9 protein-coding genes are annotated in these 16729 nt (G+C 30.8%); 2 read left to right on the top strand and 7 right to left on the bottom strand.

The genetic code is table 11. The features are described from left to right. Positions 1-196 precede the first annotated feature (196 nt). Positions 197-1594: a class II fumarate hydratase gene (gene fumC / locus FHR24_RS12245; RefSeq protein ID WP_167189194.1), complete on the top strand. Its 1398-nt coding sequence runs from the start codon at positions 197-199 to the stop codon at positions 1592-1594. 312 nt (positions 1595-1906) lie between these two features. Here fumC and gap read toward each other — a convergent pair whose 3' ends face one another. From gap to FHR24_RS15755, 4 genes are all read right to left on the bottom strand, one after another. After that, the gene (gap, locus tag FHR24_RS12240; RefSeq protein ID WP_167189190.1) at positions 1907-2905 is read right to left on the bottom strand and encodes a type I glyceraldehyde-3-phosphate dehydrogenase; all 999 of its coding nucleotides are present in this window, start codon (positions 2903-2905) and stop codon (positions 1907-1909) included. Positions 2906-2950: 45 nt separating this feature from the next. Beyond that, positions 2951-3937, bottom strand: coding sequence for a 6-phosphofructokinase (gene pfkA / locus FHR24_RS12235; RefSeq protein WP_167189187.1), 987 nt, complete (start codon positions 3935-3937; stop codon positions 2951-2953). A gap of 149 nt (positions 3938-4086) precedes the next feature. Continuing rightward, entirely contained in the window at positions 4087-5001 is a 915-nt protein-coding gene (locus FHR24_RS12230) for a sugar phosphate nucleotidyltransferase (RefSeq protein ID WP_167189184.1), read from the bottom strand. 71 nt (positions 5002-5072) lie between these two features. Beyond that, entirely contained in the window at positions 5073-9380 is a 4308-nt protein-coding gene (locus tag FHR24_RS15755; protein WP_167189181.1) for a translocation/assembly module TamB domain-containing protein, read from the bottom strand. Between the two features lie 111 nt (positions 9381-9491). On the opposite strand from FHR24_RS15755, the gene tsaD reads away from it, so the two are divergent. Beyond that, positions 9492-10514: a tRNA (adenosine(37)-N6)-threonylcarbamoyltransferase complex transferase subunit TsaD gene (gene tsaD / locus FHR24_RS12220; protein ID WP_167189178.1), complete on the top strand. Its 1023-nt coding sequence runs from the start codon at positions 9492-9494 to the stop codon at positions 10512-10514. Between the two features lie 8 nt (positions 10515-10522). Here the strand turns inward: tsaD and FHR24_RS12215 are convergent, their stop codons facing one another. The 3 genes from FHR24_RS12215 to porU all read right to left on the bottom strand — a co-directional run bounded on the left by FHR24_RS12215 (position 10523) and on the right by porU (position 16666). Next, positions 10523-11593, bottom strand: coding sequence for a 3-oxoacyl-ACP synthase III family protein (locus FHR24_RS12215; RefSeq protein ID WP_167189175.1), 1071 nt, complete (start codon positions 11591-11593; stop codon positions 10523-10525). A 64-nt stretch (positions 11594-11657) separates the two neighbouring features. Further along, the gene (gene porV / locus FHR24_RS12210; RefSeq protein WP_167189171.1) at positions 11658-12767 is read right to left on the bottom strand and encodes a type IX secretion system outer membrane channel protein PorV; all 1110 of its coding nucleotides are present in this window, start codon (positions 12765-12767) and stop codon (positions 11658-11660) included. 17 nt (positions 12768-12784) lie between these two features. Continuing rightward, positions 12785-16666: a type IX secretion system sortase PorU gene (porU, locus tag FHR24_RS12205; protein ID WP_449441504.1), complete on the bottom strand. Its 3882-nt coding sequence runs from the start codon at positions 16664-16666 to the stop codon at positions 12785-12787. Positions 16667-16729 lie beyond the last annotated feature (63 nt).

Here is a 16729-nt window from a genome sequence, read left to right as displayed (position 1 = left end):
AAATTGATGCTACTCTACTTAGTACCTAAACAAAATTGATCATAGTCAACTACATCGATTTTTGTTAAATACTTAGTGAAAAACATTCAATCTGTATAATCTTAAAAATTAATTTTATTTTATGAGATGAATCATTTTTCTAATTTTTGGTTTCGCTTATCTTTGAGTTATCAAAATGAATTTTAAATAATATCCAATGAAATATCGTATAGAAAAAGATACTATGGGTGAGGTACAGGTACCTGCTGATAAGTATTGGGGAGCGCAAACTCAAAGATCTATTAACAACTTTAAAATAGGACCTTCTGGTAGTATGCCATTAGAAATTATTTATGGATTTGCTTACTTAAAAAAAGCAGCTGCACATGCAAATTTTGATTTAGGTGTGTTAGAAGAATCTAAAAAAGAATTAATTTCTACTGTTTGTGATGAAATTTTATCGGGTAAACACGATGATCAATTTCCATTAGTAGTTTGGCAAACAGGATCTGGAACACAGTCTAACATGAACTCTAATGAGGTTATTGCCAATAGAGCTCAAGAATTAGCCGGACGTGTAATTGGTGAAGGTGAAAAGGTTATTACTCCTAATGATGATGTAAACAAATCTCAATCCTCTAACGATACATTTCCTACAGGTATGCACATTGCCGCTTACAAAGCTGTAGTAGAAATTACTATTCCAGGAATTGAGCAATTACGCAATACCTTAAAAGCAAAATCTGAAGCGTTTAAAAATGTAGTAAAAATTGGACGTACACACTTAATGGATGCAACTCCGTTAACTATTGGACAAGAATTTTCTGGATATGTTTCTCAATTAGACCACGGAATAAAAGCTTTAAAAAACACATTGCCTCACTTGGCTGAATTGGCTTTAGGAGGAACCGCTGTAGGAACAGGTTTAAATACTCCTGCTGGTTACGATGTTTTAGTAGCTAAAAAAATAGCTGAATTTACAGGATTGCCATTTGTAACCGCAGAAAATAAATTTGAAGCGCTAGCAGCTCACGATGCTATTGTAGAAACTCACGGAGCTTTAAAACAAGTTGCTGTGTCTTTAAACAAAATAGCAAATGACATTCGTTTAATGGCTTCTGGACCTCGTTCTGGTATTGGAGAATTAATTATTCCTGCTAATGAACCAGGATCTTCTATTATGCCAGGTAAAGTAAACCCTACACAATGTGAAGCGATAACTATGGTAGCTGCTCAAGTAATGGGTAACGATGTTGCTATTGGTGTTGGTGGACTACAAGGACACTACGAGTTAAATGTTTTTAAACCTGTTATGGCTAAAAACTTGATAGAATCTGCTCGTTTAATTGGTGATGCTTGTGTATCTTTTGATGTGAACTGTGCGGTTGGTATTGAACCTAACTACCCCGTTATAGAAAAGTTATTAAACAACTCTTTAATGTTGGTGACTGCTTTAAACACTAAGATAGGATATTACAAAGCTGCTGAGATAGCAAATACTGCTCACGCTAACGGAACTACTTTAAAAGTAGAAGCTGTACGTTTAGGTTACGTAACACCAGAACAATATGATGAATGGGTAAGACCAGAAGAGATGATTGGTGCTTTAAAATAAGCCTAATATTACAATATAGAAAAACCGTTATCTAATAATAGATAACGGTTTTTTATTTTCCTTTCTAAAATAAAATTTAGTTTATGCTTAATTTAACCGTTATAGGTTTTCCACACAAATTTCCTTGAAGTATTGATACTATCATTTTAGAATACTTTCGTTCTTTTGATGCATTTTCCTCTTTAAAAAAAGTATAAAAACTTAAAAACCTGCCTGATTATTTTAGACAGCTTTACACATAGTATAAATTATAAAAAAAAGTCCCTTGTTACAATAACAAAGGACTTTTTAAATTTATATTGTTTGCTATTACTATAAAGTAGCAGCGTATTCAATTAAGTCAACAATCTTAGTAGAGTAACCAATTTCGTTATCGTACCAAGAAACAACTTTTACAAAGTTATCGTTTAATGCGATACCAGCAGTTGCATCAAATACAGAAGTACGAGTTTCTCCGATAAAGTCTTGAGAAACAACAGCATCTTCAGTGTATCCTAAAACTCCAGCCATATCTCCTTCAGAAGCAGCTTTCATTGCAGCACAAATTTCAGCATAAGTTGCAGGCTTTTCTAACTTTACAGTTAAATCAACAACAGAAACATCCATAGTAGGAACTCTAAAAGCCATACCTGTTAATTTTCCGTTTAATGCAGGAATTACTTTTCCTACAGCTTTTGCAGCTCCAGTAGAAGAAGGAATAATGTTGTGAATTGCAGAACGTCCACCTCTCCAGTCTTTCATAGAAGGACCATCAACAGTTTTTTGAGTTGCAGTTGCAGCGTGAACTGTAGTCATTAACCCTTCAGAAATTCCCCAGTTATCGTTTAATACCTTAGCAATAGGAGATAAACAGTTAGTAGTACAAGAAGCGTTAGAGAAAATTGCTTGATCAGCTTTTAACTCAGTATTGTTAACTCCCATTACAAACATTGGGGTATCATCTTTAGATGGTGCAGATAAAACTACTTTTTTAGCTCCAGCTTCTAAGTGCGCTCCTGCAGTTTCTTTAGTTAAAAAGAAACCTGTAGATTCGATTACATACTCAGCTCCAATTTCATCCCACTTTAAGTCAGCTGGATTACGCTCTGCAGTAATTCTAATTGTGTTTCCGTTTACTACTAAAGCACCATCAACAACCTCAACAGTTCCTTTAAATTCACCGTGTACTGAATCATATTTTAACATGTAAGCTAAATATTCAACGTCTAATAAATCGTTGATACCAACTACTTGTACATTTTCTCTTGCTACTGCAGATCTGAATGCAAATCTACCAATTCTACCAAATCCGTTAATTCCGATTTTTACCATGATAATTAATTATAATATTTATTAATTTATTTATTTGTTCTTTTGTTAGATACTTAAAATATCTGCAACTCTTAACAAGTTTTTATTGATGTCGTGATGTAATTTTACTGCTTTTTCTAAGTCAGTAGCTGTAATTTCGTTGTTGTTAATTCCAACCATTAAGTTAGATTTTCCTTCTATCAACAAATCTACGGCTTTTACTCCTAAACGTCCTGCTAAAACTCTATCAAAACAAGAAGGAGAACCTCCTCTTTGCATATGTCCTAATACAGATACACGTACATCGTACTCTGGCATGTTCTTTTCTACGTAGTCTTTTAATTCAAAAACTCCTTTACCAGTTTTATCTCCTTCTGCAACTACAACAATACTAGATGTTTTTCCAGATTTTTTACTTGTTTCTAAAGACTCTATCAATCTTTCAATTCCTAAATTTTCTTCAGGAATTAATATTTCTTCAGCACCTGCACCAATTCCAGCGTTTAATGCTATAAATCCTGCATCACGTCCCATTACTTCAATAAAAAATAAACGGTTGTGCGATGATGCTGTATCTCTAATTTTATCAATTGCCTCTACTACGGTATTTAAAGCAGTATCATACCCTAAGGTAAATTGTGTACCATAAATATCGTTATCTATTGTACCAGGAATACCAATAACAGGCACTCCGTGTTCTTTGTTAAAGATCATTCCTCCTGTAAAAGAACCATCTCCTCCAATAACGACCAAAGCATCTAATCCGTTTGCTTTAAAGTTTTCAAAAGCTTTAGCGCGACCTTCTGGTGTTCTAAATTCCTTAGATCTAGCAGATTGTAAAAAAGTACCTCCTCTACTAATTGTATTACGAACACTTCTAGAGTCCAAAGGAATTAATTCGTTTTCAATCAATCCTTGGTAACCTCTCATGATTCCCATACATTCAATATTATTGTATATACAAGCTCTAACAACAGCTCTTACCGCAGCATTCATTCCTGGAGCATCTCCTCCTGAAGTCATTACGGCTATTTTGGTTACTTTAGTATTCATGTTCTTTTTTTATAATGCATAAAAGTAGTAATATTTAACTTTCAAAATATTACTAGTAGTTTTAAATACGAAAACGATATCGAGTATTTTCGATCTTGGAAAAACAAAAAAAACTCTCTAAATTTATATTTTAGAGAGTTTTAATATTTTTATTTTATACTCCAAAGATGTTTTGGATATATTGCTTTTTCTTTTAATTCTTTTATTGCTTTTGTTACCACTGGTTTGTCTTCTGCATAGGTAACTCCATACCATTTTGCATCAGATTTTAGCACTGTTACAGCTCCTTTTCCTGATTGAATTACATTGTTAACAACGGTAGGTATAAAAAACTCACTTTTTAATTCTGCAGATCTTTCTTTCATAAAATCTACAAAGTCATTTTCTAATGCATCTAAAAATTTAGGAGTAAATCCCCAAAAATTCATAGATACGGTAGTGTCATTTTCCATAACTACTAAGTTTCCGTCTTCGTCTTTTCTATAAATTTTATCTTCAATTTTTTCTATATGTGTTCTTTCTACAACGTCTGTTAATTCTTGTGCATTATTAACATAACATTGTCCTCTAGAAACATATCCATTTTCAGATATTGTTTTGTCTAAGTTAAAACCAACCATACACATATTGTGTGATTCTTTGTCTAATTTAGACAACTCACCTATAATGGTTTCAAAAGCTTCTCTACTATAAAAATCGTCTCCGTTAATTACAATAAAGTTATCCTTTACAACACCTTTAGTTACCAGTAATGCGTGTCCTGTTCCCCAAGGTTTTTTTCTCTCTGGATGAATTGGATATCCTGAAGGTACTTTGTCTAATTCTTGACAAACATATTCTATTTCTATTTTTCCTTCTAACTTATCATCAAACTTGGCCTTAAACTGATCTATAAATTCTTCTCTTACAATAAAAACTACTTTTTTAAATCCTGCTTGAATTGCATCGTATAGAGAAAAGTCAATAATTGTATCTCCTTCATCAGACATGGTATCCATTTGTTTTAAACCTCCATAACGGCTTCCCATTCCTGCTGCTAAAACAACCAGTGTATATGTACTCATCTTTCCTTTTTTAATTTTATAGATTATAAAAATAGTTTTTTATCTGATACCCAAAAAATTACTTTTATTAATTAATTATCAATTAAATCTAGTTCCTCTTCTTTTTTGGCTTTTCCTTTTGATTTTATCTTTAATTTTTGAAGCATTTCTTTTAAATTATTAAAGTCTATTTGATAATTTAAACCAATCCCTTGAGTATAACCTTGTTCTTCTTCTGAATATTGAATTTCATTTTGCCTATTAAACACCGATGATCTTAGACTTCCATCTTTATTTAATAAAAACTCTACTTTAACTTCTCCTACAACGGCAGACTGTGTTTTAGTCCCTACGGGTACTCCTAATTTTCCGTTAATTAAAATTCGATCATTAATTTCTGTTTCTACTCCAATGTCTATTTGATTGTCTATCGCTAAATCTTCTACTTCTGAGGTTTCTCCTGAGGTATATCCAAAATTAAATTGAAATAAATCTCCATCGTTGTTAAAAATATCGGTTACGGCATTAGAAATTAATTCTGATGTTGTGTTAGACAATACAGCACTTGTGTTGTTTAATTTATTTTCATCAAAGAAAGATTTAGAGACTAACAACGAAAAGAATTGTCTCATTTTGGAGTTTTCATCAATATTTAATTTAAAGTCTAATTCCGAAGCAACTGTAGAACTTGCATTGGGAATTTCAATCATAAACTCTTGATTAGAGTCAAACAACTCTCCGGTAACTTGCGTTATTAAATCAACCTCTAATTTTCTGTTTACAGTTAAACTTTCTAACAATACTTTAGGGTTTGCTTTTACGCTATGTACAGCCTCTATATTTAATTCTGCTTTGTAAGGGTCTCCGTTCCAAGAAACGGTTCCTCCTTTTTTTACCGTAAAGGGTTTGTTTACAATACCTCCGTATTTAAAATTATACAAGCCTTCATCAACTACTAAATCTCCATACATTTTAATGTTAAAAAATCGATCTATATCTATCAATAATCTACCATCTGCTCTACCTTGTAAAGAACTTCCTGAGGTTTGATCTATTACGACTTCTCCCAAAGCATCTTTGGTAATATCTAAATTTAAAACCACGGTTACGCCTCCTAAAGATTGAGATATATTGGTTGTATTGGTTTCATCAGAGTCTGTTTTTTGCTCTTTAAAATAAATAAATCGATTGGTTTCTACTTGTTTTACATCACTAATTGGCAAAATAAATTTAGTGTTTTCTAATGTTCTTCCCGTTACATTTATGTCTAAACTAGAGGTCAGTCCCTTTATGGTTGCAAAGCCATTTATAAAACCAGTTCCGTAGTATCTAGAGTCTTCATGTTGCTGGGTATTCATTACCAATAAATTTTTGGTATCTACTCTTAAGTCTAAATTCCAATTATTGTATTTATCATAATCAATTACTCCTTTTAAAATTCCTTTGGTTTTGTATACATTGTCTTCTAAATTAATTTTATTAAACACAAAACTTTTTCCTTTTAAATCTATTCTGGTGTCTCCGGTAAAATTGTAATTAGTATTTAAATATGGAAATTTTAATCCTGCTTTGGAAAGTTCTATAAAGCCGTAGGTATTAAAATCATTTAATTTTCCTGATACATTAAAATTCCCCTTAGCTCTACCTCTTATTGCAGATAACACATTTCTACCTAAGGGGCTTAAGGAACTTAATCTTAAATCATTTAGTACTACATTTAATGCAACATTGGATTCTAAAAAATTGGTTTCGTTTACTATAATTTCTCCAGCTGCATCAATGTTTTGTTCCTCGTTGTTAGAAATATTAAAGTTTAAATTGTAGCCAAATTCTTTAGCACTAGGTTCAATACTGGTTTTCATAAAACCATAATCTACTCCGTTAATTTTTAAGTTTCTAACAATTAAATTTCCATCTGGTTTTAACAAGGTGTTTTTTTCTCTAAAAAACACAACTCCACTAGCAAGTCCTCCTATTTTTAAACTATCAATACTGGGGAAAACCTCAGCTAAATTTATGTTTTTAAGTGCTAATCTTAGGTTTTTAGAAGTTCCCTTTTTAATGCTTCCATCAAATTCAAATTCTTGATTTTTATTTCCAAAAGAAATTCCATAGAAATACCAATCCCCCGTTTTATAGTTGTAGTATATTTTATTTTGTTTTATTTCTTTGTTAACCCATGTAGATTTTAAATATTTAAAATACACGTTTTCTATTCCTAAAGTTAATGCATCCTTTTCTGTTGTTAAATTAAAAACGGCTCGATTGTCTATTTTATCTGTATTAAAGTTAGACCTTACAAAAAGGGTATCGTTTACCTTTTTTCCTAACAAGGATAAATCATCATAAACTTGTTTCTTAAATTTAAATTTTTTAGCCGAAATGTTAGAATTAATCCATTGGTTAGAGTTGTCTAAAAAGATCCTTAAACTATCTACCTGAAAATCTTTAGAAGCAAAAGAGGGTGCTGTTGCATATATCAATCCTTTATCTCCTTTGGCATCTAAAACTCCAGAGACCTTTACATTTTCGTTTAATTTTATTTTATTAGTTATAGATCTTAAAAACTCTGGATACACTTCTAAACCAAAGTTTAAAGTTTGATTTTTAACATCGGTTCTGTTTTTTTTACCGGGTATAAATTTATACAAGGCATTTTCAACTAATTTTTCAAAATCAGAAAACTCAAAAGCTCCCTCTACCTCTAAAGACAATAATTCTTTAGCGTTTAATGTGATTAATTTATTAATTCCTTTTGATGAAAAATTTAAATCTATAGCACTTAATCCTAAGGTGTCTGATTCTGTTTCTATATGCAAATCATCTATCAAACCTGTTGCTAAAAGACTATCTCCATTTTGAATAATGTTTACCTGACCAATTCCTGTTACATTCTTTTGATAAGAGGCACTTTTAGGAAATAGTTTGGCCAATCTTGCTTTGGAAACTTTAAAATTTAAATCATACTTTTTTTGATGATCTGCTTGATTTTTATAATCTATATTGGCTTCAAACGTTAGTAGTGAATCTAAAGATTTAAAATTAGCTCTTATATCTTTGTTATTTATGGTTAAAGATAAAGTTGCATTGGATAACTTTAAATCTTTATAAGATATTCTTTTTAAAGCCATATCTGTTTTTAACTGCAATTCATTTTTAGCAATACTTGCTTTTACACCTCCATTTAACGTAATGTTTTTAAAACCTTTTAAGTATTTATTTTTAAACACAACCCCGTGTAAGACTTTAAAATCTAAGGTTTTTGTGTTTTTGTTTAAATGATCTATCAATCCATTTAGCTGTAAATTACCTAGGTTAGAAACCACTCCTCCGGTAAGCACCAATTTTTCTTTAGAGACAAATAAATCGCCATTAAAATTTAATTGTTCTAATCCGTAATAACTTGTGGGCAACTCTTTGTAATATTGATTTGGCACAATTTGTTCCAAAGATTCTGGCATTAATTCTATAGCTGCATCTTTAGCTCTAAACCAAAAATCATCTCTATTTACAATGCTATTTTTTAAAGAAAAGTCTCCTATTAGATACGTCTTTAAATTCTTAGATATAATTTTTGTCTCTTCTAAATCTAAATCATTTAAAGTTCCTGACAATTGTGTTTTAATATCAAAAGTTTCTCCATTTTTAAAATGTGGGTATATTTTATGAATGTCTTTTAAGCTTAACTCTCCTTCATCTATTTGACCTTGTAATTTTACCTTGGTTACAAAATCTGCCATTTCTCCAGGTCTGTATGTAAAATCTACATTTAGATACACATTAGAGTTTTTCGTTTTTATTTTGGTGTTTTTAAAACTCATTTTAGAAAGTGAATAACTAAAATCTGTTTTTAACTTTTGGTATTTAATTCCATAAACATCTTCAAAACCTAGAGAGTCTGCAATTACAGTAACTTCGGGACCTTTTATATGTAGGTTTTCTATTTGCCCAGAAATCTGATGAAAATCAACAATAGGTTTTTCATCACTCCTTCTTACATATCTTAAGTTGGTAGAACGTATATTTTTAAAATTAAGTTTTAAAGGCTCTGTGCTTTTTTTACCCGTTTTAAATTTTGCCGAAAAAATGGTCAAACTACTTATAGAATCTCCACTATAAATATAATCATCTACCCAACCATTTTTAACTTCTATATTTTTAAAAGAAATAGTTTTGTCTTTAATTTTATGATAATCGACCAAGCTCCCTTTTAAATAATCTACATAAATTAAGGTGTCTTGATAATGGTCTTCTATTAATAGATTCTCTATTCTAAAATTACCAAAAGGATTAATTTTAAGCTCTTTTAACTGAAAAGTAACATCGTATTTTTTGTCTAAATAATCAAAAACTTTGTTTGCTATTAAGGTCTGAGTTTTTCCAAATTGTAACGCAAACACCAGCAATAGCAGTAGAACTGTTATTGCTATTAAAAACCGAGCGAGTATTTTTATTATTGTTTTTATAAACCCTAAATTTGTGCCACTAAAATAGTTAATTAAACTGTAAATATGCTTGATAAAACATACATCTTAGCCATAGAATCTTCTTGCGATGATACCAGTGCTTCTGTAATTTGTAACGAACAAATTCTATCTAATATTGTTGCCAATCAAGAGATACATTCAAAATATGGAGGGGTAGTTCCAGAATTAGCTTCTAGAGCACATCAACAAAACATTGTTCCTGTAGTACATGCTGCTCTAAAAGAAGCAAACATTACCAAAGAAAACCTTAACGCTATTGCATTTACACAAGGTCCTGGTTTGATGGGTTCTTTGCTAGTAGGAGCATCTTTTGCCAAATCTATGGCACTTGCTTTAAACGTTCCTTTGTTAGCTATTAATCATATGCAGGCTCATATTTTGGCTCATTTTATTGATGATGCTAGCGATAAAAAACCAACATTTCCTTTTTTATGCTTAACTATTAGCGGGGGTCACACACAAATTGTAAAAGTGAACAATTATTTTGACATGGAGATTTTAGGAGAAACTATTGATGATGCTGTTGGAGAGGCTTATGATAAAACTGCTAAGATTTTAGGATTGCCTTATCCTGGAGGTCCTTTAATAGACAAACATGCTCAAACAGGGAACCCTGTTTTTACATTTACCAAGCCTAAAGTAAAAGAACACCATTTTAGTTTTAGCGGTTTAAAAACAGCTATTTTATATTTTATTCAAAAGCAGGTAAAAGAAAATCCTAATTTTATTCAAGAGAACTTAAATGATATATGCGCTAGTGTACAAAACACAATTGCCGAAATATTAATGGATAAACTTAAAAAAGCCGTAAAAGAAACAGGGATTAAACAAGTAGCAATTGCAGGTGGTGTTTCTGCCAATTCAGAAATTAGAAAACGTTTAACCAATGCTCAAACACATTTTGGTTGGTCTTGTTACATTCCTAAATTTGAATATACTACAGACAATGCTGCTATGATTGCTATTACTGCTTATCAAAAATATAAACTTGGATTGTACAACAACCAAAGTGTTACTGCAAATCCAAGATTAAAAGTAAATTCTTAAAACTATAATTATAGTTTATACGTAATTGCATTTATGTTCATTCCTGCTCCAACAGACGCAAATACAACAATATCGTTGATCTCAACAGAATGACCTTCTAATTGATTTCGTAAAACCATATCGTATAAAATAGGAACTGTAGCTACAGAATTGTTTCCTAGTTTTTGAATAGACATTGGCATCACATTCTTTTTAACTGGTTTTCTGTATTCTCTATACAACCTTTTTACAATGGCTTCGTCCATTTTTTCGTTAGCTTGATGTAAGAATATTTTAGAAATATCATCTATTTCTAATCCTCTTTTATCCATCGCTACTTTTATGGCTGCAGGTACTTTTGTCAATGCAAATTCATAAATTTTACGCCCTAACATTTTTATATAGTTAACGTCTTGATCTAAATTTTGATTGTATGAAGGTCCCGAATATAAATACCCTGCCTCTTCTATTGCATAGGTTTGAGCAGCTGTACTTAAAATTCCTCTTTCCTTATCTTCTTTTTTTAATTCTAAAATAGTTGCTCCCGCTCCATCAGCAAAAATCATACTATCTCTATCACTATCATCAACAACTCTAGACAATGTTTCTGCCCCAATTATTAATACTTTTTTAGCATCTCCTGCTTTTATTGCTTGATTTGCTTGTATCATAGCCTGTACCCAACCCGGACATCCAAAAAGAATATCATATGCCACACAGTTTGGATTTTCTATTCCTAATTTATTTTTAACACGAGTTGCCAAACTAGGCAACATATCTCCTTGTATACTTCCTTTTTTAATATCTCCAAAATTATGAGCTACAATAATTAAATCTAACTCTTCTTTATCAATTTTAGAGGATTTAATAGCTTCTACAGATGCTTGTGTAGCCAAATCAGATGTATTTACATGATCTTCCGCATACCTTCTTTCTTCAATTCCTGTAATTGCGTTAAATTTCTCAATAATTTCACTGTTTTCTTTTTCAAAAAGAGAACCATCTTCATTTAAAAATACGTGATTTTTAAAATCTGTGTTTTTTACTATTCTATTGGGAATGGCACTTCCTGTACCTGTAATGATAATATTGCTATACATATGTAATAAATAAAAAAGCCAGCATTCTATTAATGCTGGCTCAAATGTAAATATATTTTTAGGATTAATACTCGTATATATCTCCTAAATCAAAAGACAACGAGAATCTAAGTGTGTTTTCAAGTGGATTGTTTACTACAGAATTACTTGCTAAGTAAGAAATATCAACGTTAAAAGAACTTGCTCTAAAACCAGCTCCCAATGTAAAAAAGTTTCTATTTCCTTTATTTTCGTTTTCTTTAAAGTATCCTGCTCTAAAAGCAAATGCATTGTTATATAAATACTCTGCTCCTAAACCAATAGTTACTTCTTGTAATTCTTCTTTTAAACCTCCTGGAGCATCTCCAAAAGAAGAAATCATTCCTTCTATAAAATTTTTATCTTCCCCATCTACAGCAGGAACCAATAATTTGGTAAATTCTAACGTTAACCCTAATTGATTGTAGTCATCAACAATAAAATCGAACCCTCCTCCTAATTTTAAATTGGTGGGTAAAAAACCTTCGCTGTTTAACACACTTACTTTAGGACCTATGTTACTAATATTAAAACCTGCTCTTGCAACTCCATTAAATTCGCTAAAAGCCATTTCATTAGACACATAGTATCCAGAAATATCTACTGCAAAACCATTTGAAGGTTGAATATCTGAAATAGATGTACCTGTAATACTTAAATCAGATCTAATGTACCTAAGGGCTACAGCCATAGAATAATTTTCACTTAATTTTAATGAATAAGCCGCATCTAAAGCTAATTCATACGGAGAACCCTTAGAACTAGTTCCGCTATCTCCCGATTGTGTAATTTCTATTTCACCATAATTAAAGTATTTTATCCCACCACCAAAAGCACTTCTCTCATCTATTTTCTGTTGATAAGTGAAATTACCTACATAAATATCATCTGTTAGGTTACGTAACCAAGGTGTGTAATTTATTCCTAAAGTAACTTCATTTTTATGAAACACCATTTTAGCGGCATTGTGAAAAAGAGCATTTCCATCAGCAGAGGAAGCAACTCCAACATCTCCCATTGCGGCTGCCCTTGCATCTGTAACAATATTTAAAAAAGGAGCTACTGTTGTAATGGTATTATTCTCTTGGGCATAAAGTGATGTACTAAAAAGTACAGTCAAAACTAAAGTAGTTAAGTTTAATTTTAAGATTCTCATATAGTTTGTTTCTGTTTTTACAATATTACTAATTTTTCAATTTTTTCATCAACTTCATCTGTAAATGTGTTTTTTACAACTAATTTATACAAATAAACTCCTTTCCCCAAACGATTTCCATAGTCATCTCTACCATCCCAGGTAACAGATCTTTCTATATTATCAGAGTTATTGGTTGTTGATCTAATTGTTTTTATCAATTTACCTGATACCGTATAAATTTGTATTTTAATTTCTAATGGATCACCAAGTCTATTATTTTTAAACCAAAATTCTGTGTGGTTAATAAATGGGTTTGGATAGTTTAATACCTTACTTAATTTAAACCCTTTATCTTCTTCTACAAAAAAGTTTAACGTTTGAGTTGATGAATTATTATGTGAATCCCACGCTTTAAATGTAATTGTATGATTTCCTATTTCTAATTCAGACAACTGATAGTTTACTACTCCGTTTGTAAAGTCGTCTTTTTCTGTTGTATAATACTCATTTAATGATATCGGGTTGGCCAAATCTCCATCTATAACCAAAGTGATATTATGTCCTATAGAATTTAAGGAAGTATTCACTCCATTTTCATCATAAATTTTAGCAAGTAAGTTAGGTGTTGATGATGTATTTCCTCCGGCAACAAAAGTTTCATCTTCAAAAAAGAGTTGAATTTCTGGTGCTGTTGTATCCTCCTCTACATCAGGATCTATTCCTCCTACCTTATAATCAAAACTACTTCCTGCTCTTTCTTCTGTAGTAGAAGCTGCATAAAAGCTAAATTTAGCATTTTCGGGCAATACGCTTACATCTTTAGGTAAAACAAAATCGAACTTAAACACTCCATTGGTAACAGATGCTTTTCCCACAAAAACTTTACTTTCTAAGGACTTAAACTCTACAACTGTTCCAGCTCCTTCATTTAATAATGTTTTTCTATCTATTTCTTTGTCGTATAAAATAACAGATAATTCTCCATTAAAGTTTTCGTTTAACAAACCTTCATTTTGTACTTCTCCAGTTACTCTTAATTTAGACAATCCGTTTAATTCAGTAACATCACTATAAGTTACATTTCCTGTTTCGGTATTTGTAATATGTTTTTGTACATTGTTTAAAACAACTCCTTCTTTGGGTATTGATAGTTTCATGGCTGGATCTCCAAAGAAATACACAAACAATTCGTTAGATAGTATAATTTCGTTTTTAGCATCTTTTAAAGCTTCTGCTATTGTTCTACTCTTACCATCGTAACTATAAAGAAAATCTGCTAATTTATTATTTATAGTTTCTCCTGAGAATATAGTAATTTCTCTAGAAGTTGTTATCATAGAACCAGCTCCTCCATAGGCACTTTCTATCAACTCTTCTCCTCCAGACACAAATGTAGGATCATCAAATCTAGAAAAATCACAGGTTACTGTAATAAACAGTGGAAGATTATTTAAATTTCTATACCCTCTTATATCAGATATTCCCATATATACCTCTTCTCCCAGTGTAGAAGTATTTCCATGTCCAAAATAATTAATGACTAAAGATCCTCTTTCAAAAGCTTCGTCAAATCTCTTTTTTATATCTGGATATCTTCCTCCACCTGCAGTAACTTCTTCTTTAAAAGCATCTGTATATAACTTATCTAAATTTAAGTTCTTATTATTTACTCCTATCTTTAAAGCTGATTCTTCTAAGTGTTTTATCAAATCCTGATCTTCTCCATCTTGACCATCATCCCCCAAAAGAGTAACTTTATTTTTCCAATCCCCAAAAGATTTTGGAGTGTAGTAATTTAAGACCTTGTCTATATATTGTTTGGCTTCTTGTTCTGTCTTCACAGGTATTCTTCCAGTTGAAATATCTAATTGCCCTCCTGGATTCACTTCTCCATCATTGTTTGTATCGTCTGTTTCGTCTAAATAAGCAAAATAATCATCTGTATTGTAAGAGCTTGTTAAACTGGTACTTCTTGTAGATAAGTATACGGGAACCAAATTTGTATTTGGATATTTAATTTCTTTGTAATCTATACTTGCATCACCAAAAAAACAAACATATTTTAGTTTGGTTTCTTCAGAAGTTCCATTATCATATATATATTTAAGAAAATCTCTAATAGCTGTTATATCTGGAGATCCAGAACCAAACTCATTGTAAATCTCATCTATTTCTACCACTTCAACATTTAATAAACTATTGTTTGTTTCTGATATAGTTGTGTTTTCTTGATGATAATTAGCCAATCTTTGTGCTTGACTTTTTAAACTTTTATTTGTTACTATTATATACTGTACGTTTGTTAAACCATGTAAGTTTTGATTGACAACAATCGAGTTTTCCAACTTGATAGGTGTATAAGCATTTGACTCTTTTACAACTTGATAATAATCTAAAACTCCATCAGTAATTTCTTTAAATTTAAAAGTACTAGTTCCTAAATCTAGGTCCTGAATATTAGTAACATTTGTTGGATCTGTAACATTCCAAATTGCATCTATTTCAGAATTGTTGGCAATAGTATATTCTAAAACTTCGGAAGTTGTGTTTGAATTAAAGTTTAAGAAATTAAACTGTTGCCCTGTAGCGGTTAAAAATCGATCAGCACTCACTTCTAAATAATCCAAATAAGCTAAAGCAGATAGATCGCCATTATGATTCCATGTAATATCTAACTTAACATTAGAGTTTTCTACATTAAAAGTATTAGACACTAAATTATCTACATACGCAGAGCTACTTGTTGAAGCGATACTTGCAGATAAAACTTGATTATTATTATCTACATTCCCATCATTATTGTCATACTGCACCAAATAATCTGTAGAAACACTACTAGACAAACCTGTAAAAGATCCTTTTAAAAACACTGGTTGACTTGTATCTATGTTAGGAAAATTAAACGTAAATGACTGCCTATTATTTAAGGTAAAGTCTTCTCCAAACCATTTTTTCCCTACTCTAATATAGTTTATCAACTCTTTTTCATGAAATTGATAATCTGTAAACGTATTAATGCTTTTTGTAGCAGTATTCGTTATAGTTGCCTTATTTTTAATTCTTTTTCCATTTACACCTGAATCTACATTTATAAAATAATAGGCTAAATCACTATAAATATTTTGTTGATGAGTAATATTATTTCTTGATACCAAATCCCAACCTATAGGACCTTGTGCATAAAACAGAACATAATCATTATCATTAAACACATTGTCATTTTCACCAGATACAAAAATAGCATTCTCTACCAAATCTTCTTTTCTAGATTCACTTAGCAACTCTGGCAACATAACACCTCCATTTCCATAAACTCTTATATTTCTAGGGTTTATAGATGATATATTAACTCCTAATGAATTAAAAAATGAAGCATCTATTTTAAAAACTCCAGATTTATCAACAGCAACTTTATACCAAGTACCCGACGACAAAACAGAATTAATTTGAGCAGTTGTTCCATTTATAGCACTAATCCTTGAACTAGATAAACTTGTTAAACCATAATTAAGTTGAAAAGAAGTTACTTTTACAATTTCTCCATTATCTTTTTTATAAACAGGATTTGCCTCTACTGCAATTGTATTTTTATTTCTCTGTTTAACAACACTAAGTAAAGGAGTAAATGTATTTAGTAACAAACTAACATCTACAGTATTTAACTCACTATTCGTTAATTTTTCTGTAATAACGTTTGTAAATTCATAATTATCAATAGACCTACCTTCTTCTATTTTAAAGTGATACCCAAAGGAAGGTTGTAAATCATGATTAAGAGCTACATTAGTCGCAACTAATATACTCTTCTGTAAAACAGGTTCATATACTTGTTTCCAATCTAAACTAAAAGTTTGTTTTTCTTGACTAAATATATTCAAGGTACTTAATATAATAAAGACTAAGTAGCGTAGTTTCATTTCTATGGAATTATTTGACGAATATAGCGATTATAAACTTCTCAATTACACAACGTATTTAAA

This window comes from Wenyingzhuangia heitensis (genome assembly GCF_011762155.1).
Taxonomy (GTDB): domain Bacteria; phylum Bacteroidota; class Bacteroidia; order Flavobacteriales; family Flavobacteriaceae; genus Wenyingzhuangia; species Wenyingzhuangia heitensis.
Note: the sequence above shows the minus strand (reverse complement) of the source record. Positions and strands in the feature narration are given on the sequence as shown.